This is a genomic window from Pelomonas margarita (assembly GCF_043555875.1).
In the GTDB taxonomy this organism is placed as follows: domain Bacteria; phylum Pseudomonadota; class Gammaproteobacteria; order Burkholderiales; family Burkholderiaceae_C; genus Pelomonas; species Pelomonas margarita.
In genome coordinates this window covers 150,007-174,493 of record NZ_JBIGHW010000005.1, presented here as the reverse complement: position 1 = coordinate 174,493, position 24,487 = coordinate 150,007, and the positions used below count along the sequence as shown (strand labels likewise).

Genomic DNA, 24,487 nt, shown 5'->3' with positions numbered 1-24,487 from the left:
GTCAGCTGGACGCAGCGCTGGCGGCTGAGGCGGCGGCATCCGCCGCGCTCGGCGGTGCCAGCAGCACCTTGTCGCCCGTCTTCAGGCCGTCCAGCACCTGCACCTTGGCGCCGTCCTGCAGGCCGACCTTGACCTGCCGCGGCGCTTGCTTGCCGGCGGCGTCGAGCACCGTGACCGTGAAGCGGCCGTCCTTGCCACGCTCGCCCAGGGCGACGATGGGCATGGCCGGCACCTGCTTGGCCGAGCCGGTCTCGATGTCCACCTGCACCGTCATGTCGCTGAACAGCGCGCGGTCGCGGTTGTCCACCTCGAACAGCACGTTGTAGAACACGGCGTTGCCGGCGCGCTCCGGTACCGGCTGGATGACGCGCAGCTTGCCCTCGTAGCGCTTGCCCTCGCCCGACAGCGTGGAGAAGCGCGCCACTTGGCCCACCTTGATGGCCTGGATGTCGGCCTCGGGCACCTTGGTGCGCACTGTGATGGTGTCCAGGTCGGCCAGCGTCAGCATGACCGGCGTGACCTGCACCGCGATGACGGTCTGGCCGGCCTGCACCGGCAGGCTGACGACGGTGCCGTCCATGGGCGCGGTGATGCGGGTGTAGGACAGGCGCAGCTTGCGGTTGTCTAGTTCGGCCTCCAGCCGGGCCAGCGTGGCGGCCTGGCCGCGCAGCGCCGCCTCGATCTTGGCCAGCTCGGTCTCGGCCCGCTCGGCCTCGGTGGCGGCCGTGGCCTGGCCGGCCAGCAGGCGGCGCTGGCGGGCCAGCTCGCGCCGGGCGGCGTCGGCATCCACGCGGCTGGCGTCCAGTTGAGCGCGGGCCTGGGCGAGCGAGGCCTCGGCTTGGGCCACGTCGCTGCGTGCCAGTTCGGGGTCCAGGCTGACGAGCAGCTCGCCCTTCTTGACCTGCTGGCCCAGTTGCACATGGATGGTCTGGATCTGGCCGCTCACCTGGGCGCCGACATCCACCTTGGTGCGTGCTTGCAGCACACCGGCGGCCTGCACGGCCTGCGTGATGTCGGCCAGCGCGACGACGCCGCTGGGCGGCGGCGGCGGCGCATCCGATTTACGGGTGGCCCACCAGCCGCCGCCCGCAGCGGCCAGCACGGCGACGACGATCAGGCGCGTGCGCCAGCGCTTCAGCATTGCTTTCATGTCCCTCCCTGGGTCTCGGGGTCAACGCCCCGTCAGTGACTGCGCCGCAGCGTAGCAGCCGCCACGCAGCACGGCATCCTGCAGGCGCATGGTGTGAGCTGCCGCGCAGTCTGGCGAAAGTCATGTGGGGTCAGGGCTTGCCTGAGAGGTTGAGAGTCTTTCACCCATGCCCGCCTTGCACGCCAAAACGCCCTCGCCCGTCGTTGCAAATGCTCGCCATAGCCCGAACTATGGCTGCGCTTTGCGCCTAGTTCGAGGGCGCTTTGACGCGCCTTTCTGGCACGGCCGAATAACTCTAAACCTCTGACTCCACGACTCAACGGCTGTGCGAAGTCAGCCGTGCAAGTGGCGTGGCGGCACTCACGCCCGGGGCCACGCTGCTGGCACCGGGCCGGCCGGGCTTGGCCTCGTCTTCGCCAGGGCCCACGGCCAGTGCGGAGATGCTGTCGGGGTTGCGGCGCATGGCCACGCCCACGGCCAGGATGTCGATGACCAGCAGGTGCAGGATGCGGCTGACCATGGGCAGGTGGGTCTCGATGTCTTCCACGTGGTCGACGATCAGCGCCACGTCGGCTCGTCTGGCCAGCGGGCTCTGGCTGGCCGTGATGGCCACGACCTTGGCGCCGCGCTCCTGGGCCTTCTCTACCACCTGCAGCAGCTCCGGCAGGCGCCCGCCGCTGCTGATGACGACGGCCACGTCGCCCTCGCGCAGCACGTCGGCGGCGAGCAGCTGCAGGCGCGGGTCGGTGTAAGCGCCGCAGGGCATGCCGAAGCGCAGGAACTTGAACTGCGCGTCCTGTGCGACGACGCCGTAGTGGCCCAGCGCGAAGAATTCGATGCGGCTTGCCGCCAGCAGCATCTCGGTGGCGCGGTCGATGGTGTCGCGGTTCAGGTGGCTGCGCACCTGCAGGATGGCACTGGCCGTGTTGCCCAGCACCTTGGCGCCCAGCTCCAGCATGGAGTCGTTGGTGTTGACCTGCGTGTGCGTGACCGGCACCGTGCCCGTCAGCCCAGAGGCCAGGCGCAGCTTGAAGTCCGACAGGCCCTCGCAGCCCAGCGAGCGGCAGAACCGGATGACGGTGGGCTGGCTGACGCCGGCCGCGCGGGCGATCTCGGCGATGGGGTCGTTCAGCACCGAGCGCGGCTGGGCCAGCACCAGGTCGGCCACGCGCAACTCGGCCGGCGACAGCTCGCTGCGGGCGCGGCGGATCTGGCCCAGGATGGCCGAGCCGGGCGAGGCCTGCAGGTGGCGCAGCTGGTTCTCGAGGATGGCGGAGGCGCCCTTGAACGTGGCGTGCTCGGCCGTGATGACGAAGGTGGGGATGGCCGACACGTAGTCGCGGAAGCGCCCTTTGTCCTCGAAGCGCGCACGGAACGGGCTGCGGTCGAAGTACTCGCCCAGCCGCGGCACGATGCCGCCGCCGATGTAGATGCCGCCCAGCGACCCCAGCGTCACCGCCAGGTTGGCCGCCGCCGTGCCCAGCAGGCCGCAGAAGACCTCCAGTGTCTCCAGGCACAGTGTGTCGCCATCGTCCAGCGCACGCTGCGTGATGGCGGGGGCGCCCAGCGGTTCTGCGCCGGCCACGCCGTTTCGGTCGGCCAGGGCCTTGTAGATCAGCTCCAGGCCGGGGCCGGAGATCAGGCGCTCGTAGGACACGTGGTCCTGGTCCAGGTGCTTCCACGCGAACTGCAGGATGTCCATTTCGCGCGCATCGCGCGGGCCGAAGTTGACGTGGCCGCCCTCGGTGCCCAGCGCGATCCAGCCTTCGCCAGCCGGGATCAGCCCCGACACGCCCAGCCCGGTTCCCGCGCCGAGCAGGCCGATGACGCTGGGCCGGCGCGCCAGGCCGCCGCCGACCTGGCGCACGTCCACCTCCGCCAGGCGCGGCAGCGCCATCGCCAGCGCGGTGAAATCGTTGACGACGACCAGCGTGTCCAGCCCCAGGCGCTGGCGCATCTCGTCGATGGAGAACTGCCAGTGGTAGTTGGTCATGCGCACGCGGTCGCCCTCCACCGGGTTGGCGATGGCGATGGCGGCGTGCGCGATCTGTTGGTTGCCGTCCTGCCAGCTCAGGCCGCCCAGGTAGGCGCGCACGGCGGCGTGGAAGTCGGCATGGTCGGCGCAGCGCAGCGAGGCCATCTGCGTGAACTCGCCGGGGCCGGTCTCCAGCGCGAAGCGGGCGTAGGTGCCGCCGATGTCGGCAAGCAGGCGGGGGCTGTCGAAACGGGGCATCGGTGGGGCTCGGCAAACCGGTGAAGGGGAGGGAGCGGATTATTCAGCACGCCCCGTGTGTCGTTGTCCTGATGTCCAGCGGCGGCGGCGCTGTAGCTTCACTACGCTTCCGGCGCGAGTGACATCCTGGTTTCAGAGCGAGGGTTCAGCATTTCCGCAGGGAGGCTGGGGTGAGTCTTCATTGCCGATGTGTTGTAGTTTTGCTACCGTCCGCAGCGACCCATTTTTCGAGTTTTCATGGCCGTGTCTGTTCATCACCTGAAATTCATTCCCGCCGCCGCGCCTGCAGCGGCGCCTTGCCGGAGGCGTGCATGAGCGCGCCGTATCCGTGGCTGGTGGCCGATGTTGGCGGCACCAATGCGCGCTTCGGCACGGTGTCCGGCCCGGGCGCCGAGGTGGAGGATGTGCGCGTGCTGCCGGTAGCTGCGCATGCCGGGCCGGCCGCCGCCGTGCGCCACTACCTGCAGGGCCGTGACGGCCCGGCGCCGCGCAGCGTGGCCATGGCCCTGGCCACGCCGGTGCATGAGGACCGCATCGCGCTGACCAACGGCGCGTGGGACTTTTCCCGCCGCGCCACCCAGGCCGAGCTGGGCTTGCAGACCTTCCTGTGCCTGAACGACTTCGAGGCGCAGGCGCTGTCGCTGCCGCGCCTGCGGCCGCACCAGCTGCGCCCCTGGGGAGAGGCGCCGGTGGCGGCGCAGCAGGTGCCGGTCGGCACGGTGCTGGCGGTCATCGGCCCCGGTACGGGGCTGGGTGTGGGCGGGGTTGTGCGTGCGCCGGGCCTGTGGCTGACGCTGCCCGGCGAGGGCGGTCATGCAACGCTGGCGCCCGGTAACGACTTCGAGAGCGAGGTGCTGTGCCATGCCCGGCGCGAGTTCCCGCATGTGTCTGCGGAGCGTTTCCTGTCTGGTATCGGCCTGCCGGTGCTTTGCCGCTCGGTCGCGGCCGCGCTGGGGCAGGGCGAGGACGTGGCGGCGCTGACGACCGAGCAGATCGTCGCGCGCGGGCTGAGTGGCGAGTCGGCCGCCTGCGCACGGACGCTGGATGTGTTCTGCGCCATGCTGGGCGGCTTCGCTGGTAGCGTGGCGCTGACCCTGGGCTCGCGCGGCGGCGTTTTCATCGGTGGCGGCATCGTGCCGCGGCTGGGTGAGCGCTTCTTCCAGTCCGCGTTCCGCGCTCGCTTCGAGGCGAAGGGGCGCTTCCAGCCCTTCCTGGCTGGGATCTCCACGGCTCTCATCATCGACACGCTGGCGGCGTTGTCGGGCGCCGCGCTGGCGCTGGAGCAGGCCCAGGCCTGACCCCGTTCAGGCAGGGCGGCCGGGCGCCGCCTGCCTGACTTGTCCGCCGTTTCCTCTTTTTCCTCCTCCGCAGAGCGGCGGCGGCCTGCTGCTGCCTGGCGCTGCGCCGTGTCGCAATGGCATCGCCCCGCTGCGGTGGGCTTTGCTCGTTGCGCTGCTGCGGGGCTGCCGCGGCACAGGTCGCGCCTGCGCTGCAGTGCGGCGCCTGGTGTGACTTTGTTCACCCTTTTTGCGCCCTGTTTAGTGGCTTTCCTGTGAATGTAGTTGAGCTACAGAATCGGCCTGGTCTTCTGGAAGTTGCGTCGACTGTTTTGAGTGCTTCCCCTTATTTGTCAAGGGTTATCCCTTGGTATTGAGGCGAAATCGGGTCGTTTCTTCGCAACGTCTAGGGTTTACGCAGGTGCGGATCAAAATCTAGTTTTGATACAAACTTGGCTGAGACGTTGGGTTCTCGCCCCTGTGTGGTGCGCCGATGTGCCGGTACCGTGCTGAGGGCCAAGCCGTTTTCCAATGAACCAGAGGAGACATCCATGACCCTGAACACAGAACAGCGCAGCGCCGCCGCCCGCGCTTCCTTCCGCATCAGCCCGGTGGCCGTCGGCTGCGTGATGCTGATCGCCGCCGCCAGCGCGACCGCCCAGCAGGCGACGCCGCAGCAGCTCGAGACCGTCACCGTGACCGGCATCCGCAAGGGCATCGAGGACGCGATCTCGGTCAAGAAGAACAACGACTCCATCGTTGAAGCTATTTCCGCCGAGGACATCGGCAAGCTGCCCGACGCGAGCGTGGCCGAGTCCGTGTCGCGCCTGCCGGGCGTCACGTCCCAGCGCAACAAGTCCACCGGCAAGGCCAGCTCGGTCAGCGTGCGCGGCATGTCGCCCGACTTCAACGGTGCGCTGCTGAACGGCCGCGAGCAGGCGTCCAGCGGCGACAGCCGCGGCGTGGAGTTCGACCTGTACCCGTCCGAGCTGCTGGGCTCGGTCGTCATCTACAAGACCCCCGACGCGCAACTGGTGGGCCAGGGCCTGGCTTCCACCATCGACCTGCGTACGGCGCGCCCGCTGGACTTCGGCAAGCGCACCATCGCCGTCAACCACCGCAAGCAGCGCACGGGCGTGGCCTCCGGCGCCGGCGAGGGCACGGGCGACCGCACCTCGCTGTCCTACGTGGACCAGTTCTTCGACCGCAAGGTCGGCGTGGCCGTGGGCCTCGTGCGCTTCACGGAAGAGGGCGCCGATCAGCAGAAGTTCAACTCCTGGGGCGGCTGGAACGTCGACGACTGGGTGACCACCAAGGGCACCGGCTCGGCGCTGGCCCGTGAAGCCCAGTGCGCCACGATGGCCCGCACCGACGCGACCATCGTCTGCGGCACGACCAAGTACAAGGTGCAGGGCGGCTTCACGGCTGACACCGAGAGCAGCACCGCCGAGCGCGATGGCGCGATGGCCACCTTCCAGTTCAAGCCCAACAAGGACTTCGAGTCCACGCTGGACTTCTTCCGCTCCAAGGGTACCTTTGGTCTGAAGAAGACCGGCCTGGAAGGCGCCATTGGTGGCAACGACAACGGCACGTATGACCCGGTCGGCGTCATCACCGGCTACACGCTGAGCAACGGCGTCGTCAGCGCTGGCACGCTGTCCAACTACAAGGGCGTGGTGCGCAACCACGTCGAGGGCGGCGACGACAAGCTGACCTCCTGGGGCTGGAACAACAAGCTGCGCGTGGCCGACTGGACGTTGGTGGCCGACATCGCGCAGTCCAAGGTGACGCGTGACAGCTCGCGCTACGAGACCACCGCCGGCCAGCCGGGCTCGGCCAGCCCCGCCACGCAGGCCGGGCTGGGCAGCATCAGCTGGTCGGGCTTCGACGGCGGCAACTACACCAGCGTCAAGTACAACACCAGCCTGAGCTACGCCGACCGCGCCGTCGCCAAGCTGACGGACGTGAACGGCTGGAGCGGTGGCGCGAGCTCGCCGCAGGCTGGCTATGTCGCACTTCCGCACGTGGAAGACAAGGTGGACTCCATCCGCCTGTCGGGCAAAACTGATCTGGGCTGGGGCCCGCTGACCGCCGCCGAATTCGGCGTCAACTACACCAAGCGCGACAAGGTCCGCACGACCCAGGAAGGTCGCCTGGTCATCAAGGGCGGCAACCCCTACGGCGTGGCCGACGTGCCTGGCAGTGCCACCACGACGGCCGGCACCACGGGCCTGAGCGTCGTCTCCTGGGATCCCAAGGGCTCGCTGGGTTCGGTCTATGAACTGGGCCAGAAGATCGATGCCGACATCCTGAACAAGGACTGGACCGTCAGCGAGAAGGTCACCACCGCCTACGCCAAGGGTGACCTGGATGGTGAGCTGTTCGGCCTGAACTACCGCGGCAACGTGGGTCTGCAGATCGTTGGCGCCGACCAGAGCTCCACCGGCTTCAACGTCGACCGCAACAGCTGCACCGGCAACACCGCCGCCACCTGCCCGGGCGCCACGGTTGGCCGCGGCACCAGCTACACCGATGTGCTGCCCAGCCTGAACGTTGGCTTCGACCTCGGCAACGACCAGGTTGTGCGCCTGGCTGCGGCCAAGGTGCTGTCGCGCCCGAACATGGGTGACATGCGCGCCAGCCTGGGCTTCAGCCTGAACAACAGCGGCACGCAGATCCTCAACGGTAGCGGCGGCAACCCCGAGCTGAAGCCGTTCAAGGCCACGGCGCTGGACCTGTCGTACGAGAAGTACTTCGGCAAGAAGGGCTACCTCAGCGTGGCGGGCTTCTACAAGAAGCTGGACACCTACATCCTTCGCATCCCGACTGTCTTCGACTTCAAGCCCTACGTCGGCCCGACGACCCCGCTGCCCACGACCGGCCCCGCCGCCGGCTCCACGGTTGGCATCCTGAACCAGCCCATCAACGGTGAAGGTGGCAACATCCGCGGCATCGAGCTGGCGCTGAACGTGCCGCTGTCCATGGTGCACTCGTGGCTCGACGGCTTCGGCATCCAGCTGAACCACTCCAGCACGAACAGCTCCGTGGTGCTGCCGACGTCGGGCTTCTCGACCGAGAGCGTCAACCCGATCTCGATCCCGCTGCCAGGCCTGTCCAAGAAGGTCACCAACCTGCGCTTCTACTACGAGGCCCACGGCTTCCAGATCGCGGTGGCGCAGCGCAAGCGTTCGGACTTCCTCGGCGAAGTCAGCGACTTCCAGGACAACCGTCAGCTGACCTTCATCAAGGGCGAGTCCATCGTCGACCTGCAGATCGCGTACGAGTTCGGTAGTGGCTGGCTGAAGGGCCTGTCCCTGCTGGCCCAGGGCAACAACATGACGAACTCCAAGTTCCAGCGCTATTCGTCGTCGCCCAGCGAGATCACCGAGTCGATCAAGTACGGCAAGACCTACCTGTTCGGCGTCAACTACAAGTTCTGACGCCGCGATGCGGGGAGAGCCGCTGTCGGCCCTCCCTGTCATCGGTTAGAAAAGGTCCCGCAGCGTCCGCGCCGGCGGGACCTTTTTTTGTTTGCAGGAACCTCAGACCATGTCATCCGAATCCCTGATCCAGGACGTCGTCATCGTCGGTGGTGGCACCGCCGGCTGGATGACGGCCGCCGCCCTGTCCACTGTGTTGCGGGGGCGTTACCGCATTCGTGTCGTCGAGTCCGACGACATCGGCATCGTGGGCGTGGGCGAAGCCACCATTCCCATGATCCAGCGCTTCAACCGTATCGTCGGCATCGACGAGAACGAGTTCATGCGCGAGACCCAGGGCAGTTTCAAGCTGGGCATCGAGTTCGTGAACTGGGGGCGCCTGGGCGACCGCTACATGCACGGCTTCGGCCGCGTTGGCCAGGACCTGTGGACCGTGCCCTTCGAGCAGTACTGGCACCGCCTGCGCGCGCTTGGCAAGGCCCGGCCGCTGGAGGAGTACTCCATCACCCGCATGGCCAGCAAGGCCAACAAGTTCATGCCGCCGCGGCTGGACGTGGAGAACTCGCCGCTGCGCGAGATCGCCTACGCCTACCACTTCGACGCCAGCCTGTATGCGCGCTACCTGCGTCGCCTCAGCGAGGCGCGCGGCGTGCAGCGCACCGAGGGCAAGATCACCCACGCGACGCGCCGCAACGAGGGCGCCCTGGCCGGCCACGTGGACGCTGTCGTGCTGGAGAGCGGTGAGCGCATCGAGGGCGACCTGTTCATCGACTGCTCGGGCTTTCGTGGCCTGCTCATCGAGCAGACGCTGCAGACCGGCTACGAGGACTGGACGCACTGGCTGCCCTGCGACCGGGCGCTGGCCGTGCCGTGCGAGTCAGTGTCGCCGCTGACGCCCTACACCCGCTCCACCGCCCACCGCGCCGGCTGGCAATGGCGCATCCCGCTGCAGCACCGCACCGGTAATGGCCACGTCTACAGCAGCGCCCACGTCAGCGACGACGAAGCCGCCGCCACGCTGCTCGCCCACCTCGACGGCAAGCCGCTGGCCGAGCCGCGTCTCATCAAGTTCCGCACCGGCATGCGGCGCGTGGCCTGGCATCACAACGTTGTCGCCATCGGCCTGGCCAGCGGCTTCTTGGAGCCGCTGGAGTCCACGTCCATCCACCTCATCCAGTCAGCCATCCAGCAGCTCATCGACTTCTTCCCCGACTCCGGTTTCAACCCGGTGGACATCGACGAGTTCAACCGCCAGAGCCGTTTCCACTACGAGCGCATCCGCGACTTCGTCATCCTGCACTACCACGCCAACCAGCGCGACGACTCGACGTTCTGGCAGGACTGCGCCCGCATGCAGGTGCCGCAGACGCTGAAGGACAAGATCGACCTCTACCTCGCCCACGGCCGGCTGTTCCGCTTCAACAACGAGCTGTTCACCGAGGTCGGCTGGCTGCAGGTGATGGAAGGTCAGAACCTGCACCCGGCTCGCCACCACCCGCTGGCCGCGCTGCAGGACGTGCGCGACACCGAGGAGTACCTGGAGAACGTGCGCGCCGTGATCGCCAAGTGCGTGGACGTCATGCCTGACCACGCGGCCTACATCGCCCGGCATTGCGCCGCACGCGCCGGCTGACGCCGCGCGCCTCCGACCGCCCCCTGAATGAAAGGTCCCGCCATGCCCACCCGCCGCACGGTGCTTTCCACCGCCGCCACCTTTGCCCTGCCTGCCTTGCCCGCCATGAGTGCCTCGCCCACCGCGCCCGCCGCCGCCTTCGACACCGTCGCCGACATGTCCCACCTGCCCTGGACGCGCCAGGCCGTCATCTACCAGATCAACGTGCGCCAGTACTCCCAGGCCGGCACGCTGGCCGCGGTGCAGGCGGACCTGCCGCGCCTCAAGGCGCTGGGCGTGGACATCCTGTGGCTGATGCCGCTGCAGCCCATCGGCAAGCGCAACCGCAAGGGCACGCTCGGCAGCTACTACTCCATCAGCGACTACACCGCCGTGAACCCCGAGTTCGGCAGCCTCGCCGATGCCAAGGCCTTCGTCGCGGCGGCGCAGCTGCAGGGCATGAAGGTCATTCTGGACTGGGTGCCCAACCACACCGCTTGGGATCACCCCTGGGCCTCGCAGCACAAGGACTGGTACCAGCTCGACGCCAAGGGCGAGCTGTTCCCCGTCACCTTCGGCGAGGGCGCCACGGTCGAGTACTGGACCGACGTCATCGCGCTGAACTACAAGAACCCGGCGCTGCGCGACGCCATGGTGGACGCGATGAAGTTCTGGGTGCGCGAAGTGGGCATGGATGGCTTCCGCTGCGACGTCGCCAGCCTGGTGCCTACCGACTTCTGGGTGCGCGCGCGCCGCGAGCTGGACGCCGTCAAGCCCTTGTTCATGCTGGCCGAGTCCGACGCGGTGGACCTGCACGCCAGCGGCGCCTTCGACATGACCTACTCTTGGGACCTGCCGGACCAGGTGTTCAAGAAGATCGGCAAGGGCGAGGCAGGCCCGATAGGCAATGCTGCGCTGCTGAAGGCCTGGCTGCAGAAGCAGCCGGCTGGCTACCCGGCGCATGCCTACCGCATGCGCTTCACCAGCAACCACGACTACAACTCCTGGCACGGCAGTGACGCCGAGCTGTACGGCGACGCCCACCAGGCACTGGCGGTGCTGAGCTTCACGCTGCCCGGCATGCCGCTGATCTACAACGGCCAGGAGTCGCGCCTGGCCAAGCGGCTGGCCTTCTTCGAGAAGGACGCCATCGCGTGGAACACCTACGAGCTGACCGGCTTCTACCAGCAGCTCATCGCGTTCAAGCACCGGCACCCGGCGCTGGCGGCCGGTCAGTACGGCGCGCCGGTCGCGCTGCTGGACGCACCGGACGGCGTGGTGGCCTTCGAGCGCCGGCTGGGCGCGGATGTCGTGCGCGTGGCCGTCAACCTGTCCGGCACGCCGCAGACCTGGCGCGGCCACGCGCTCAAGCCCTGGGGCTGGTGGCTGGCTTGAGGCTGCTCGTTGGTGTGGTGCGCGACAGGGGCAGCGCTGGCGGGTGCCGCGCGCTCTGTGTCAGATCAGGCCCGGCCAGGCGCTGCGGCTGTGGCGCTCGAAGGCGTCACGGAGCGCGCGGCTGAGTTCGGCCGGCAGCGGGCCGCGGGCCAGCGCGGCCAGGTTGGCCGGCCTGGCGGTGCCGACGATGGCGCTGGCCGCGCCGGTGTGGAAGGCGACGAAGCGCAGCGCCACGTCGGCCCAGTCCTCGGCGCTCGCCAGGCCCATGGTCCGGAAGCGATCCCAGTACTGGCCCTCGGCGACGTCGTCCGGCCGGCTGACGTGGCGCCACACGGCGCCGGCCAGCGGGCGCTTGGCGATGACGCCGGTGCCGGCGTGGTCGGCCCGAGCCGCGCGGTAGCTCAGGTGGGCCTGGTCGCACAGGCTGATGGAGGTCTGCAGGCTGCCGAAGGCGCCGCTGGCGATGGCGAAGTCGACCTCGTCGTTGTCGCCCGAGTACGCGGCCACGCGCAGCTTGCCTGCCGCGCGGCAGTCCAGCAGTGCGCGGATGACGTCGCCTTGCTGCAGCACCGGCAGCGGGCAGGAGTGCAGGTGGACGATGTCCAGCCAGTCCGTGCGCATCAGCCGCAGCGCGCGCTCGACGCCTTGCATGATGCAGTCGTAGGTCCAGTCGGGCACGCCGTCCACGCCGTAGCCGACCTTGGTGGACAGCACGAATTCGGCGCGCCGCGCACTGAGGTGGCGGCCGATGCGCTCCTCGCTGAGGCCGTAGCCGCGCGCGGTGTCGATGAGGGTGATGCCCAGGTCCAGCACCTGGTGCAGCAGCGCTGCGGCTTCGGCCTCGGTGGTGCGCAGGTCGTTCAGGTGCATGGCCCCGAAGCCCAGCGCCGACACGCGCAGGCCCGTGTGCCCCAGCGGCCGCTGTTCCATCAGCGGGTCAGCACCAGGCCGGACAGCGGCGCCAGCGTCAGCGTCAGCCGGCCCTGGCGCGCCTGCAGCGGCACGCCGCCGTCCAGCGCGTTCGTGAAGCGCGCATCGCGCGGCAGCCCCGCCGGCAGCGTGACTTGCACGGTGCGCGGCTGTAGGCTGTTGTTGGTGGCTGTCAGCGCCCAGGTCTGACCGAGCTGGCGAGCCAGCACCAGCACCTGCTCGTCCGCGTGCAGCGGCGCCGACAGCGTGCCGTGGCGCAGCACCGGCAGCTCGTGGCGCAGTGCCACCAGGCGCTTGAACTCGCGCAGCAGCGCCTCGTCGGGCTGGCCACCTTGGTCGGCCCAGGGGTAGGTCGCGCGGTTGTAGGGGTCGTCGCCGCCGCCCAGGCCCACTTCGTCGCCGTAGTAGATGGTGGGCGCGCCGGGGTAGGTCATCTGGAAGAACACCGACAGCAGCAGCCGGCGCTTGGCCTGCGGCAGGTCGCGGTCTTCGCCGAAGTGGTGAAGCGCGCGGGGCTGGTCGTGCGTGGACAGCAGGTTCATCAGTGCCGAGAAGGCCTGCGGCGGGTAGGCCTCGCGCATCAGCTCCAGGTTAGCGGCCGCCAGCTTGCCGCTCTTGCCGGCGGCGTAGTCCAGCACCGCGTTGCGGAAGATGTAGTTCATCGTGCTGTCGAACATGTCGCCAAGGAAGTACTTGGAACTGTCGAACCAGGTCTCGGCGACGGTCAGCGCGTCGGGGCGTTTGGCCTTGACAGCACTGCGCCATTCGCGCCAGAAGTCGTCGGGCACCCATGGCGCCACGTCCATGCGCCAGCCGGCGGCGCCACGGTCCAGCCAGTAGTTCGTGACCGAGTCGGGGTCGCGGTAGGCGTAGGCACGCCAGGACGGGTCGTTCTTGTCCAACTCCGGCAGGTCGCTCACGCCCACCCAGCCCTGGAACTGCTTGTTGGGGTCCTTCTCCTCGGGCTTGAACTTGAACCAGCTGTAGTACGGCGAATGCGGGTTGATCTTGCCGCCGTCGAAGGCGCCGCCGCCGCGGGCGCTGGGCCGCCCCGAGCTCGCGGCCGCCCCCTCGGGGGGCAGGCTGCCGTCAGGCAGCCGTGGGGGCTGATAGGTCGGGAAGTTGTTGAAGCGGTTGAAGTAGGGCGAGTCGGCGCCGACGTGGTTCAGTGAGGTGTCGGGGATGACGCGGATCCCGCGCTTGGCGGCTTCGGCGCACAGGCGCTCGAAGTCGGCGTTGCTGCCGAAGGCGGGGTCGATCTGCTTGTAGTCGGCCGCGTCGTACTTGTGGTTGCTGGGCGCGCGGAAGACCGGTGTGAGGTAGAGCGCGTTGGCGCCCAGCGCCTTGATGTAGTCGAGCTTGTCGATCAGGCCCTGCAGGTCGCCGCCGAAGAAGTCGTTGTTGAACAGCGCGTCGGAGCCGTCGCCCGTGCCGGGCTTGAATGGCTTCTCGTTCCAGCGGGCGTGGCGCTCCACGTCACGGTCCTGGTAGCGGTCCTGCGGGCGGCCGCCGCCGGGGCGCGGGTCGTTGGCGCTGTCGCCGTTGCGAAAGCGCTCGGGGAAGACGTAGTAGTAGACGACGTCGCGCGCCCAGGCCGGCACCTGGAAGTCAGCCGCGTGGATGGTCTGGCGGTAGCGGCGCACGCGGTTGAGATTGGCCGGCAGGCGCTCGACCGTGGCCGGGCCCATGGAGCCCTTCTCGCGCGTCCAGTAAATGGCGTCCTTGTTGTTCTGCAGCGCGTACTTGCCCTGGGCGGTCTCGATCTCGAACCAATAGCCGTAGACGCCGGCAGCGTCGAAGCGGTAGCGCGCGCTGAAGCCGGTGCCCAGGCCGCGGGAGCGCGGCGTCATGGGGATGCGGGCCAGCGGCTCGTAGGCGAGCTGCTCCTGGTTGCCGCTCATCTGGCGGCGCTCGATGATGAGCGTGGCGGCCTTCAGCCCAGGCACGTCGTTGCCGATGCTGAAGCTCACGTCGGTGCCAGCCGGCTGGGCGCCGAAGGGCTGCTTGAAGGCGGTGTCGCGCGAGTCGAAGCGGGTGCGCAGCGCGACCTTGTCGGTCAGCGGCGCGGGCGGCGTGGGCTTGAAGCTGAGCGGGCCGACGCTGAGTTGAGCGCTGCCGTCGGCGGCGATGCTCAGGCGCAGCGTGTGCTCGCCGGAGAACTCACGCCGGATGTTGCCGGCGCCGCCCCGGGCCGGGTTGCCCTGACCGTCGCCGCCGAAGGTGAGGCGGCCTGTCCAGTCCTCGTCCGCGAGCTTGAACTCTTGCACGCCGCTGGCCTTGAGGTTCAGGAAGTAGGCGTCGCAGCGGTACTCAAAGGCGTACTCGTCCGCAGCCGCCCAGTTGTTCACGCCGCCGCGGAGGTAGAGCGTGGCGTCGCCCAGCGGCGCGGGTTTGCAGTCTGCGGCGTGGGACGCCGAGGCGAGCGAAAGCAGCGCTGCGCACAGCGCGGTCATCTTGATCATGTGATTAGCCCTTGACGCCGCCAGCAGTCAGGCCGGAGACGATCCAGCGCTGGGCGAGCAGGAAGACCGCCGTGATCGGCAGGCCGGAGAGCACCGCCGCGGCGGCGAAGTCGCCCCACAGGAAGCGCTGGTCATGCAGGAAGTACTTGGAGCCGACCGCGAGGGTGAGGTTGCTTTCCTCGCGCAGCAGGATGCTGGCCACGGGGTACTCGATGATGGTGCCGATGAAGGCCAGCACGAACACCACCATCAGGATGGGCACGGCCATGGGCAGCAGCACGCGCGAGAAGGCCTGCCAGTGCGTGGCGCCGTCGACCTTGGCGTTCTCCTCGATCTCCACCGGGATGGTCTCGAAGTAGCCCTTGATGGTCCACACATGCGTGGCGATGCCGCCAAGATAGGCCAGCACCAGGCCGGCATGCGTCTCGACGCCGAGTGCCGGGATGTAGGTGCCGATGGTCTCGAAGATCGCGAAGATGGCCACCAGCGCCAGCACCGGCGGGAACATCTGCAGCAGCAACATGCCGTTGAGCACGGGCTTGCTGAAGCTGAACTTGAGCCGCGCGAAGGCGTAGGCCGCGGTTGTGGAGATGGCGACGATGAGAAAGGCCGACGCGGTGGCGATCTTGATGGAGTTCCACAGCCAGGTCAGCACCGGGAAGGGCGGCTGCACGAGGCTGCCGTCGGCGGCCTGGTAGGGGATGCCAAGCGCGAGCTTCCAGTGCTCCAGGCTGATTTCGGTCGGGATCAGGCTGCCGGTGGCGAAGTTGCCGGGCCGCAGCGAGATCGAGACGACCGCCAGCAGCGGGAACAGGGTGATGGCGATGAACACCCACATCACCGCGTGGGCGGCGAAGGTGCGCCAGCGGGCTTGTTTGCCGAGGACGATGGCCATGTCTTCAATACTCCGGATCCGTGTGGGTTGGCGAGCGCGGTGACCGAGGGACTCCGTGTCCCCCGCCCGCTGCGCGGGCTCCTCCTTTACCTGCGTCCCTCGGCCACCGCACTCGCCAACCGGCGACACCGGTCTTGCTCGCCGAAATCAGTGCCAGCACCCGGCCTGATCCGGCTCCACCCTTGCAAGCGAAGTCCTTCATCGCTGCGCCTTCGCAGACAACCGAAGATTGATCAACGACAGCGCCGCGACCAGGAAGAAGATCAGCGTCGAGATCGCTGCCGCCAGACCGAAGTCGGAGCCCGAGTCCTTGAATGCGATGCGGTAGGTGTAGCTGACGAGGATGTCGGTCTGGCCCGCCGGCAGCTTGGTGGACAGGAAGTCCGGCCGGCCGTCGGTCAGCAGCGCAATCAGCACGAAGTTGTTGAAGTTGAACGCGAACGCGCTCACCAGCAGCGGCGCCAGCGGCTTGATGATGAGTGGCGCCGTGATCTTGAAGAAGTTGGTCGCTGGCGACGCGCCGGCCAGCGCCGACGCCTCGTACAGGTCGGCGGGAATCGCCTTCAGCAGGCCCGAGCACAGGATCATCACGTAGGGGTAGCCCAGCCACACGTTGACGATCAGCAGCATGGTCTTGGCCAGCAGCGGGTCGGCGAACCAGGCGGGCTTGACGCCGAACAGCGCGTCCAGGATGGCGTTGATCTCGCCGAAGTTCTGGTTGAACAGGCCCTTGAAGACGAGGATGGAGATGAAGCCCGGCACCGCGTACGGCAGGAACAGCAGCGTGCGGTAGGTGGTGCGGTACTTCATTCCCTCCCAGTTCAGCATCACGGCGAACAGCATGCCGATGGCCGTGGCGAACACGACGGTCAGCGCCGAGAACACCACCGTCCACGTGAAGATGGACAGGAAGGGGCCACGGAACTCGGCGTCGAACAGCATGCGGCTGTAGTTGGCCGTGCCGATGAAGGCCTTGAAGCCAGGCTGCAGGGTTTCGACCGTTCCGTCCGGTTTGCGCGATTCGAAGAAGCCGGTGTCGCGGTTGGGGCTGAAGACGACGCCGTCGGCCGTGCGCGTCAGGCTGCCGTCGTCGGCCGCCGTCCATTGCGGCTTGACGGGGCCGAACTCGCGCAGGCCCAGGTAGTGCAGCTCGGTTTTGTCGGGCAGCACCAGCACCAGCTGCGCCAGCGCGTCGCGGTGCTTCACGAGGTCGGCCAGCGCCAGCGGCGGCTGCAGCATGAAGCCCGTGGTGGGAGGGGCAAGTTCCACCTTCAGCGGCTTGCCGCTGCGCAGCGCCAGCGGCGGCGACAGCCAGCGCGGCGCGGTCTCGTCGTCGGCTTGCAGCGCCAGGCGGAACTCGGCGCCTTCGGCATGCAGGCTGTAGCCCAGCACCTGGGGCTCGATGGCGTCGCGCTGCTCCAGCAGGTATTCGCGCACCCGGCTCTCGCCGAGCAGGTGAGTGCTGGAGTAGTTGGTGAAGCCGATCTGCGCCGTGTACAGCAGCGGGAAGGCGATGAACACCAGCATGCCGGCCATGCCGGGGAACAGATAGCGCCACGCAAAGCCGCCACGGCTGAGGTAGACGTAGAAGCCGGCCGTGAACAGCACCAGCAGCCCGGTGGCCCAGGCGGCCTGGCCGGACGTGTAGATGCCGAAGACGAGGTACAGCGCACCCAGCATCAGCACGACGGCGGCCGGCCAGTACAGCGCCCGGAGCAGCCGCTCGCCGACGCTGGGCGGCAGCGTCGTGTAGCTGCCCTGCCCGAGGGGAGAGGAGGTCGCGTTCATTTGTTCAGCAGCATCCGGGCGGCCGCGCCGTCGAGCGCGTCCTTCGGTGATTGCAGGCCGTTGGTGATGGCCTCCAGTGCCGCGTCCATCGCGGTCCAGAAGCGGCCCACCTCGGGGATGTTGGGAATGGGCGCGCCGTTGCGCGCGTTGACCATGCTGGCCGCGATCAGCGGGTTGACCGACAGCTCGGCATAGAAAGCCTTGTTGGCCGGCACGCCGATGGGTACGTCGGCATCCAGCACCTTCAGCGCCTCGGGGCGCATCAGATGGTTCTCGATGAACTCCTTGGCCAGGTCCTTGTGCTTGCTGGGCGCGGCGATCATGCAGCCCAGCACGCCGACGAAGCTCTTGCTCGGCTGGCCGGGCACGACGGCTGGGATGCCGGCCACGCCGAAGTCGATCTTGGCCCGTCGCGCGTTGTCCCAGGCCCAGGGGCCGGAGATCATCATTGCCACCTCGCCGCGCGCGAAGCCGGATTCCATCTCCGCGTAGTTGGCGCCCTTGGGCATGTGGCCGTCGCGGATCAGGCGGTCCAGCACCTGCGCGGCGCGCAGGGCGCCGTCGGTGTTGACGCCGACCTTGCCGGCGTCGAAATCACCCTGCGCGTTGCGCCCGAAGATCTCGCCACCCGCGCCGGCCAGCAGGGGCCAGGTGAAGAAGCTCTTGTTGTAGTGCCAGAGGATGGCGCGCTTGCCTTGGCGTTGCAGTTGGCGGTCCAGCGCGATGACCTCGTCCCAGGTCTGCGGCGGGGTCTTCACCAGCGCCTTGTTGTAGATGAGCCCGGTCGTCTCGATGGCCAGCGGATAGCCCCAGATGCGGCCGCGGTAGCTGAGCGCGTCCCAGGCCTGCGACTCGGACTCGGCCTTCAGGCGCGCGGACGGTCGCAGCGGCGTCAGCAGGCCGGCCTTGGCCCACTCGCCGACGCGGTCGTGCGGCCAGCAGAAGATGTCCGGCCCCTTGCCGGCGCCGGCTGCCTGCTGGAACTTGTCGGTGGGATCCACCGGGTGCTCCACGACGACCTTGACACCCGACACCTTCTCGAAGGCGTCGCCGACCTTCTGCAGGCCGTTGTAGGCCTTGTCGCTGTTGATCCAGACCAGCAGCTGCGGCGACTTCGCCACGGCCGACCCGGCGGCCAGCAGGGCCGCCATGCAGACAGCGGCCAGCCTCACGATGCAAGCTCCGGTGCGGCAAGCCGGCGCAGGGCCAGGCCTTGCGCGTTGAAGACATACAGCGCCTCGGCCGGCAGGTGCAGGTCCAGCGCCTGGCCGCTGCGCAGCCGGTCGGCGCCGTTGCGGCCCTCAAACTGGCAGGTCAGCGGCTCCTCCAGGCCCGGGTAGGGGCAGTAGGCGAAGGTCAGGCCGCCTAGCGACTCGACGAAGGCTACGGTGCTTTGCAGCAGGTTGTCGGGCCCGCCCTGTCGGATGTGCTCGGGGCGCACGCCCACCGTCACGGCGTCACCCACCCGGCTGTCAGCCGCATCTACAAGTGCGCGCAGCACCACGCCGCTGCCTGCCAGCTTTACGCTCACCTGGCCCGGTGTCACGGCCACCAGCTCGCCGGCGACGAAGTTCATCTTGGGACTGCCGATGAAGCCAGCCACGAACAGGTTGCGCGGGTGCTCATACAGCTCCAGTGGCGAGCCGACTTGCTCCACCTTGCCGGCTGACAGCACGACGATGCGGTCGGCCAGCGTCATGGCCTCCACCTGGTCGTGCGTCACGTAGATCATCGTGGTCTTGAGGTCCTCGTGCAGCTTGGCGAACTCGTAGCGCATGCGCACGCGCAGCGCCGCGTCGAGATTGGACAGCGGCTCGTCGAACAGGAAGACCTCGGGCTTGCGCACGATGGCGCGGCCGATGGCGACGCGCTGGCGCTGACCGCCGGAGAGATCCTTGGGCTTGCGGTCCAGCAGGTGCTCGATGTGCAGGATCTTGGCGGCATTCTGAACAGCCGTCTCGATCTCCGCCTTGGGCACCTTGGCCAGCTTCAACCCGAACGCCATGTTGTCGAACAGGTTCATGTGCGGGTAGAGCGCATAGCTCTGGAACACCATGGCGATGCCACGCTCGGCCGGCGGCACGTCGTTGACGACGCGGCCCCCGATGCTCAGCGTCCCGCCGGTGATCTCTTCCAGCCCGGCGATGGAGCGCAGCAGCGTGCTCTTACCGCAGCCCGAGGGCCCGACGAACACCATGAACTCGCCGTCGCGGATCTCCAGGTCGATGCCGTGAAGGATGTGGATGTCGCCATAAGCCTTCTCCACACCGGTCAGTCGAACGTCTGCCACTTCTTACCTTTCAATCAACGGGCGCCGGCGCTTGGCGTGGGCCCGCTTGTCTCGCAGAATTGGGCTCAAATTTCACGTGTTTGGCCGTCTTTGTAGACAATATACATTCCGAGACGGGTGGCAACAACAGGAGTTTTCTTTGTGAATGCTTCAGAAAACAAGGAAAATCAATGTGTTGCGATGCTTATCGGGTTTTCCCGATGTAGTCAAACTACACAACTTGCCGTGACTGGCCGATACTTCGGTCAACGCTGCCGGTCGAGTAGCATTCTTGCCCCCGTCGCCGGGGGCTGGCACTGATGAACACCCCAACCACCAAGAGCGCCGCGTCCGCCGTGGCGCGCACGTCCAGCACCAAGGCCTCCCCCGCGATGAAGAAGCCGACCCCTCTGACCGCCGAAGACCAGGCGCTGCATGCCGCGTTCGAGACTGCCTACGAGCGCGAGCTGTCCCAATCCAGTCATGGCCCTACGCCGCAGGCGGCGCTGCATGCGGCGGCCGTGGCCTGCCGTGAGACGCTGGCGCGCCGCTGGGCCAGCACCCAGGCCGAGGACGCGCAGCGCGGCGAGAAGGCGCCGGTGCGCCGCGTGCACTACCTGTCGATGGAATTCCTGATGGGCCGCGCGCTGTCCAACGCGCTGGCCGCGCTCAAGCTCGTCGACCCGCTGCAGGCCAAGCTGGCCGCGCAAGGCACGACGCTGGGCGACGTGCTGGAGCGCGAGCCTGATGCCGCGCTGGGCAACGGTGGCCTGGGTCGCCTGGCCGCGTGCTTCCTGGACTCGTTCGCAGAGCTCGAACTGCCGTCCTTTGGCTACGGCCTGCGCTACCGCTACGGCACCTTCGCGCAGGTCATCCAGCAGGGCCGCCAGCAGGAACAGCCCGATGACTGGACGCGCGACGCGCCCGCTTGGGAGCTGCCGCGCCACGACGTGCGCTTCCACGTCGGCTTTGGTGGCCGTGTGGAGGTCGATGCCTCCGGCGTGCGCCGTTGGCTGCCGGCCGACGAGATCGAGGCGCAGGCCTTCGACTTCGTCGTGCCCGCCCACCACAGCGACCGTGTCTCCACGCTGCGCCAGTGGCAGGCCACGGCCGCGCCGATCGCGTTCAAGCCCTTCTGCGAGGGCGACTACGCCCGCGCAGCGCGCCACCAGGTGCTGGCCGACGCGCTGAACTGGGTGCTGTACCCCGACGACTCCACCGAGGCCGGCCGCGAGCTGCGCCTGAAGCAGGAGGCCTTCCTCGTCAGCGCGTCGCTGCAGGATCTCATCGCGCGCCACCTGCGCGAGTTCGGCTCGCTGCACAACCTCGGCAAGACCAACGCCATCCACCTGAACGACACGCACCCCGCGCTGGCGCCGGCCGAGCTGATGCGCCTGCTGCTGGACGAGCATGGCCTGGGCTGGGACGACGCCTGGAAGATCACGCGCCAGGCGGTGGCCTACACCAACCACACGCTGATGCCCGAGGCGTTGGAGACCTGGCCTGTGCGCATGTTCGAGCAGCTGCTGCCGCGCCACCTCGAGATCATTTACGAGATCAACCATCGCTTCCTGGAAGAGCTGCAGCAGCGCTTCCCGGGCGACCATGCGCTGGCGGCCCGCGTGTCCCTCATCGACGAGGGCGGTCACGGCCACGGCGAGCGCCGCGTGCGCATGGCGTCCCTCGCGCTGGTGGCCTCGCACCGCGTCAACGGCGTGGCGGCACTGCACTCGGAACTGATGGTGCAGACCATCTTTGCCGACTACGCCCGCATCTGGCCCGAGCGCTTCCACAACGTCACCAACGGCGTCACGCCGCGGCGCTGGCTGCAGCAGGCCAATCCGGCGCTGTCCAGCCTGCTGGACAGCCGCATCGGCGAGGGCTGGCGCAAGAACCTGGCGCAGTTGGGCGAGCTCGGTGCCCTGGCCGCCAACCGTGGGCTGGGTGAGGAGTTCCTGGCCGTCAAGCGCGCCAACAAGGAGCGTTTGGCCGCGCTGATCCGCCGCGAACTCGGCATCTCGGTCAACGTGGACAGCCTGTTCGACATCCAGATCAAGCGCATCCACGAGTACAAGCGCCAGCTGCTGAACCTGCTGCACGTCATCAGCCGCTACCAGGCGATTCGCGACAACCCGGACGCGAACTGGGTGCCTCGCACGGTCATCATTGCGGGCAAGGCGGCGTCGGCCTACCAGATGGCCAAGAGCATCGTGCGCCTGGCGCACGATGTGGCCCGCGTCATCAACAGCGACCCGCGCGTGGGCGACAAGCTCAAGCTCGTGTTCCTGCCCAACTACAGCGTCACGCTGGCCGAAAGCATCATCCCGGCGGCCGACCTGTCGGAGCAGATCTCGACCGCCGGCACCGAGGCCTCGGGCACCGGCAACATGAAGTTCGGCATGAACGGCGCGGTCACGATCGGCACCTGGGACGGAGCCAACATTGAGATGGCCGAGGCCATGGGCGTGGAGAACATGTTCGTGTTCGGCCTGCGTGCGGATGCGGTCGCCAAGATCAAGCAGCTGGGCTACGACCCGCGCCTGTACGTCGAAGAGAATCGGCAGCTGAAGCGAGTCATCGATGCCATCTCTGCGGGCGTCTTCAGCAACGGCGATACCGAGCGCTACCGCGCCCTGGTGGACAGCCTGTTGCACCGCGACGTCTACCTGCTGATGGCCGATTTCGCTGACTACGTCGCCACCCAGGCCAAGGTCGATGCGTTGTTCGCCGACCGTGCCGCCTGGGCTGAGCGTGCGCTGCGCAACATCGCCGGCATGGGCCCGTTCTCGTCCGATCGCACGATCGCCGAGTACGTGGACCGTGTCTGGTCCGTCAAATCTCTGAACTGATCCGATGCTCACCGAAGCCGACCTCGACGCCCTCCTGGCAGGCCGCCATGCCGACCCTTTCAGTCGGCTGGGTCTTCACGCGGATGACAGTGGTCGGCTGTGGGTGCGGGTGCTGTTGCCCGGCGCGTCCGACGTGGCGCTGCTGGATTCCGGCAGCAAGAAGCACATCGTCGATCTGACGCAACGCCGCGGCGGCTTCTTTGAAGCCCAGGTGCCGCGCCGCAAGCACCGCTTCGACTACCGGCTGGCCGTGCGCTGGGCGGGGGGCGGGGAGGGCGTTTACGCCGACCCCTACAACTTCTACCCGCAGCTCGGCGACGAGGAGCTGGCGGCGTTTGCCGAGGGGCGCAACTTCCGCCCCTGGCAGAGCCTGGGCGCCCACCTTGTCACGCATGGCGACGTGAGTGGCGTGCGCTTCGCGACCTGGGCGCCGAATGCGCGGCGCGTCAGCGTGGTCGGCAACTTCAACAACTGGGACGGGCGCCGCCACCCCATGCGCCTGCGCCACCAGGCCGGCGTATGGGAGATCTTCGTGCCGCACGCGGCCGAGGGCGACCTCTACAAGTTCGAGATCGTGAACGGCAACGGAGCCCTGCTGCCGCTGAAGGCTGACCCCTATGCGCGCCGCGCCCAGCTGCGGCCGGACACCGCCAGCATCGTCGCGCCGCTGCCCGAACCCACGCCGCTGCCGCGCCAGCGCGAACGCGCCAACCAGCGTCAGGCGCCCATCAGCGTCTACGAGGTGCATGCGGCCTCGTGGCGGCGGGGCGTGTCGGGCGAGTTCCCCACCTGGGACGAACTTGCCGAGCACCTACCGGCTTATGCGGCCGACCTGGGCTTCACGCATGTGCAGCTCATGCCCATCAGCGAGCACCCGTTCGACGGCTCCTGGGGCTATCAGACGCTGGGCATGTACGCGCCGAGCGCCCGCTTCGGCCCGCCCGAGGGCTTTGCGCGTTTTGTGAAGGCCGTGCATGAGCAGGGCATGGGCCTGCTGCTGGACTGGGTGCCGGCCCACTTCCCGGCCGATGCGCATGGCCTGGCCGAGTTCGACGGCACGCGGCTCTATGAATACGCCGACCCCAAGGAAGGCTTCCACCGCGACTGGAACACGCTGATCTACAACTTCGCCCGCACCGAGGTGCGCGAGTTCCTGGTCGGCAGCGCTACCTATTGGATCGAGCGCTGGGGCGTGGACGGCCTGCGTGTGGATGCTGTGGCCAGCATGCTATACCGCGACTACTCGCGCCCGGCCGGCGAATGGATTCCCAACATCCGTGGCGGCCGCGAGAACCTGGAAGCCATCTCGCTGCTGCGCGAGATGAACGAACACGTCGGCGAGGTGGAAGGCGCCATCACCGTGGCCGAGGAGAGCACCAGCTTCCCCGGTGTGTCGGCTCCCACGTACGCGGGCGGTCTGGGCTTTCACTACAAGTGGAACATGGGCTGGATGAACGACACCTTGCGCTACATGGCCGAGGACCCGATCAACCGCCGCTGGCATCACGACAAGATGACCTTCGGGCTGATCTACGCGTTCAGCGAGAACTTCATGCTGCCCATCTCGCACGACGAGGTCGTGCACGGCAAGGGCTCCATGCTCGCCAAGATGCCGGGCGACGACTGGCAGAAGTTCGCCAATCTGCGGGCCTACTACGGCTTCATGTGGGGCCACCCGGGCAAGAAGCTGTTGTTCATGGGCCAGGAGTTCGCCCAGCGCAACGAGTGGAACCATGCCGAGAGCCTGCCATGGGGGCTGCTGGAGGACGACCGCCACGCCGGCGTGCAGCGCCTGGTGCGCGACCTCAACAAGCTCTACCGCGAGCACTCCGCGCTGCACCGGCTGGACTGCGAGGCCGGCGGCTTCGAGTGGATCAGCGCGCACGACGCTGAGCATTCCATCTATGCCTGGGTGCGCCGCGACGGCACGGGCCGCATGGTGCTCGTCGTCTGCAACATGACGCCGGTGCCGCGCGAGGGCTACTCGCTGGGCGTGCCCGATGGCGTGACGGCCTGGAAGGAAGCGCTGAACACCGACTCCGCCTACTACGGCGGCAGCAACATGGGCAATGGCGTTGCGGCGGCCGGCTTGCCGGTGCAGGCGCAGCCGGCGCATGGGAAGCGACTGTCCATCACGATCAATCTGCCCCCGCTGGCGACTGTCTTCTTCATCCCCATCTAGTCACC

At 68.1% G+C, this 24,487-nt stretch carries 14 protein-coding genes; 6 read left to right on the top strand and 8 right to left on the bottom strand.

Annotation, left to right across the window (positions count from 1 at the left end; genetic code table 11):
• Nucleotide 1: 1 nt before the first annotated feature.
• Nucleotides 2-1,150, bottom strand: coding sequence for an efflux RND transporter periplasmic adaptor subunit (locus tag ACG0Z3_RS11600; protein ID WP_394397645.1), 1,149 nt, complete (start codon nucleotides 1,148-1,150; stop codon nucleotides 2-4).
• Nucleotides 1,151-1,466: 316 nt separating this feature from the next.
• On the bottom strand, nucleotides 1,467-3,383 hold the full coding sequence (locus ACG0Z3_RS11595) for a glucokinase (protein ID WP_394397644.1): 1,917 nt from the start codon (nucleotides 3,381-3,383) through the stop codon (nucleotides 1,467-1,469).
• 311 nt (nucleotides 3,384-3,694) lie between these two features.
• On the opposite strand from ACG0Z3_RS11595, the gene glk reads away from it, so the two are divergent.
• The 4 genes from glk (at nucleotide 3,695) to ACG0Z3_RS11575 (ending at nucleotide 11,107) form a co-directional block, all read left to right on the top strand.
• Nucleotides 3,695-4,681: a glucokinase gene (glk, locus tag ACG0Z3_RS11590; RefSeq protein ID WP_394397643.1), complete on the top strand. Its 987-nt coding sequence runs from the start codon at nucleotides 3,695-3,697 to the stop codon at nucleotides 4,679-4,681.
• Nucleotides 4,682-5,211: 530 nt separating this feature from the next.
• Entirely contained in the window at nucleotides 5,212-8,100 is a 2,889-nt protein-coding gene (locus ACG0Z3_RS11585; RefSeq protein ID WP_394397642.1) for a TonB-dependent receptor, read from the top strand.
• 109 nt (nucleotides 8,101-8,209) lie between these two features.
• A complete protein-coding gene (locus ACG0Z3_RS11580) occupies nucleotides 8,210-9,733 on the top strand; it encodes a tryptophan halogenase family protein (RefSeq protein ID WP_394397641.1) in 1,524 nt (507 codons plus the stop codon).
• Between the two features lie 42 nt (nucleotides 9,734-9,775).
• A complete protein-coding gene (locus ACG0Z3_RS11575; protein ID WP_394397640.1) occupies nucleotides 9,776-11,107 on the top strand; it encodes an alpha-amylase family glycosyl hydrolase in 1,332 nt (443 codons plus the stop codon).
• A gap of 60 nt (nucleotides 11,108-11,167) precedes the next feature.
• On the opposite strand, the gene ACG0Z3_RS11570 is transcribed toward ACG0Z3_RS11575, so the two are convergent.
• From ACG0Z3_RS11570 to ACG0Z3_RS11545, 6 genes are all read right to left on the bottom strand, one after another.
• The gene (locus ACG0Z3_RS11570; protein WP_394397639.1) at nucleotides 11,168-12,037 is read right to left on the bottom strand and encodes an aldo/keto reductase; all 870 of its coding nucleotides are present in this window, start codon (nucleotides 12,035-12,037) and stop codon (nucleotides 11,168-11,170) included.
• Entirely contained in the window at nucleotides 12,037-14,499 is a 2,463-nt protein-coding gene (locus tag ACG0Z3_RS11565; RefSeq protein WP_394397638.1) for a glycoside hydrolase family 13 protein, read from the bottom strand. The genes ACG0Z3_RS11570 and ACG0Z3_RS11565 overlap by 1 nt, the downstream gene beginning before the upstream one ends.
• Before the next feature lie 4 nt (nucleotides 14,500-14,503).
• On the bottom strand, nucleotides 14,504-15,394 hold the full coding sequence (gene malG / locus ACG0Z3_RS11560) for a maltose ABC transporter permease MalG (RefSeq protein WP_268165853.1): 891 nt from the start codon (nucleotides 15,392-15,394) through the stop codon (nucleotides 14,504-14,506).
• Between the two features lie 198 nt (nucleotides 15,395-15,592).
• Entirely contained in the window at nucleotides 15,593-17,182 is a 1,590-nt protein-coding gene (gene malF, locus ACG0Z3_RS11555) for a maltose ABC transporter permease MalF (protein ID WP_394397637.1), read from the bottom strand.
• Nucleotides 17,179-18,354, bottom strand: coding sequence for a maltose/maltodextrin ABC transporter substrate-binding protein MalE (gene malE / locus ACG0Z3_RS11550; RefSeq protein WP_394397636.1), 1,176 nt, complete (start codon nucleotides 18,352-18,354; stop codon nucleotides 17,179-17,181). Before malE ends, malF begins: the two co-directional genes overlap by 4 nt.
• On the bottom strand, nucleotides 18,351-19,472 hold the full coding sequence (locus ACG0Z3_RS11545) for an ABC transporter ATP-binding protein (protein WP_394397635.1): 1,122 nt from the start codon (nucleotides 19,470-19,472) through the stop codon (nucleotides 18,351-18,353). The genes malE and ACG0Z3_RS11545 overlap by 4 nt, the downstream gene beginning before the upstream one ends.
• 371 nt (nucleotides 19,473-19,843) lie before the next feature.
• On the opposite strand from ACG0Z3_RS11545, the gene ACG0Z3_RS11540 reads away from it, so the two are divergent.
• A complete protein-coding gene (locus tag ACG0Z3_RS11540) occupies nucleotides 19,844-22,300 on the top strand; it encodes a glycogen/starch/alpha-glucan phosphorylase (protein WP_394397788.1) in 2,457 nt (818 codons plus the stop codon).
• A gap of 4 nt (nucleotides 22,301-22,304) precedes the next feature.
• Nucleotides 22,305-24,482: a 1,4-alpha-glucan branching protein GlgB gene (gene glgB, locus ACG0Z3_RS11535; RefSeq protein ID WP_394397634.1), complete on the top strand. Its 2,178-nt coding sequence runs from the start codon at nucleotides 22,305-22,307 to the stop codon at nucleotides 24,480-24,482.
• Nucleotides 24,483-24,487: the final 5 nt, after the last annotated feature.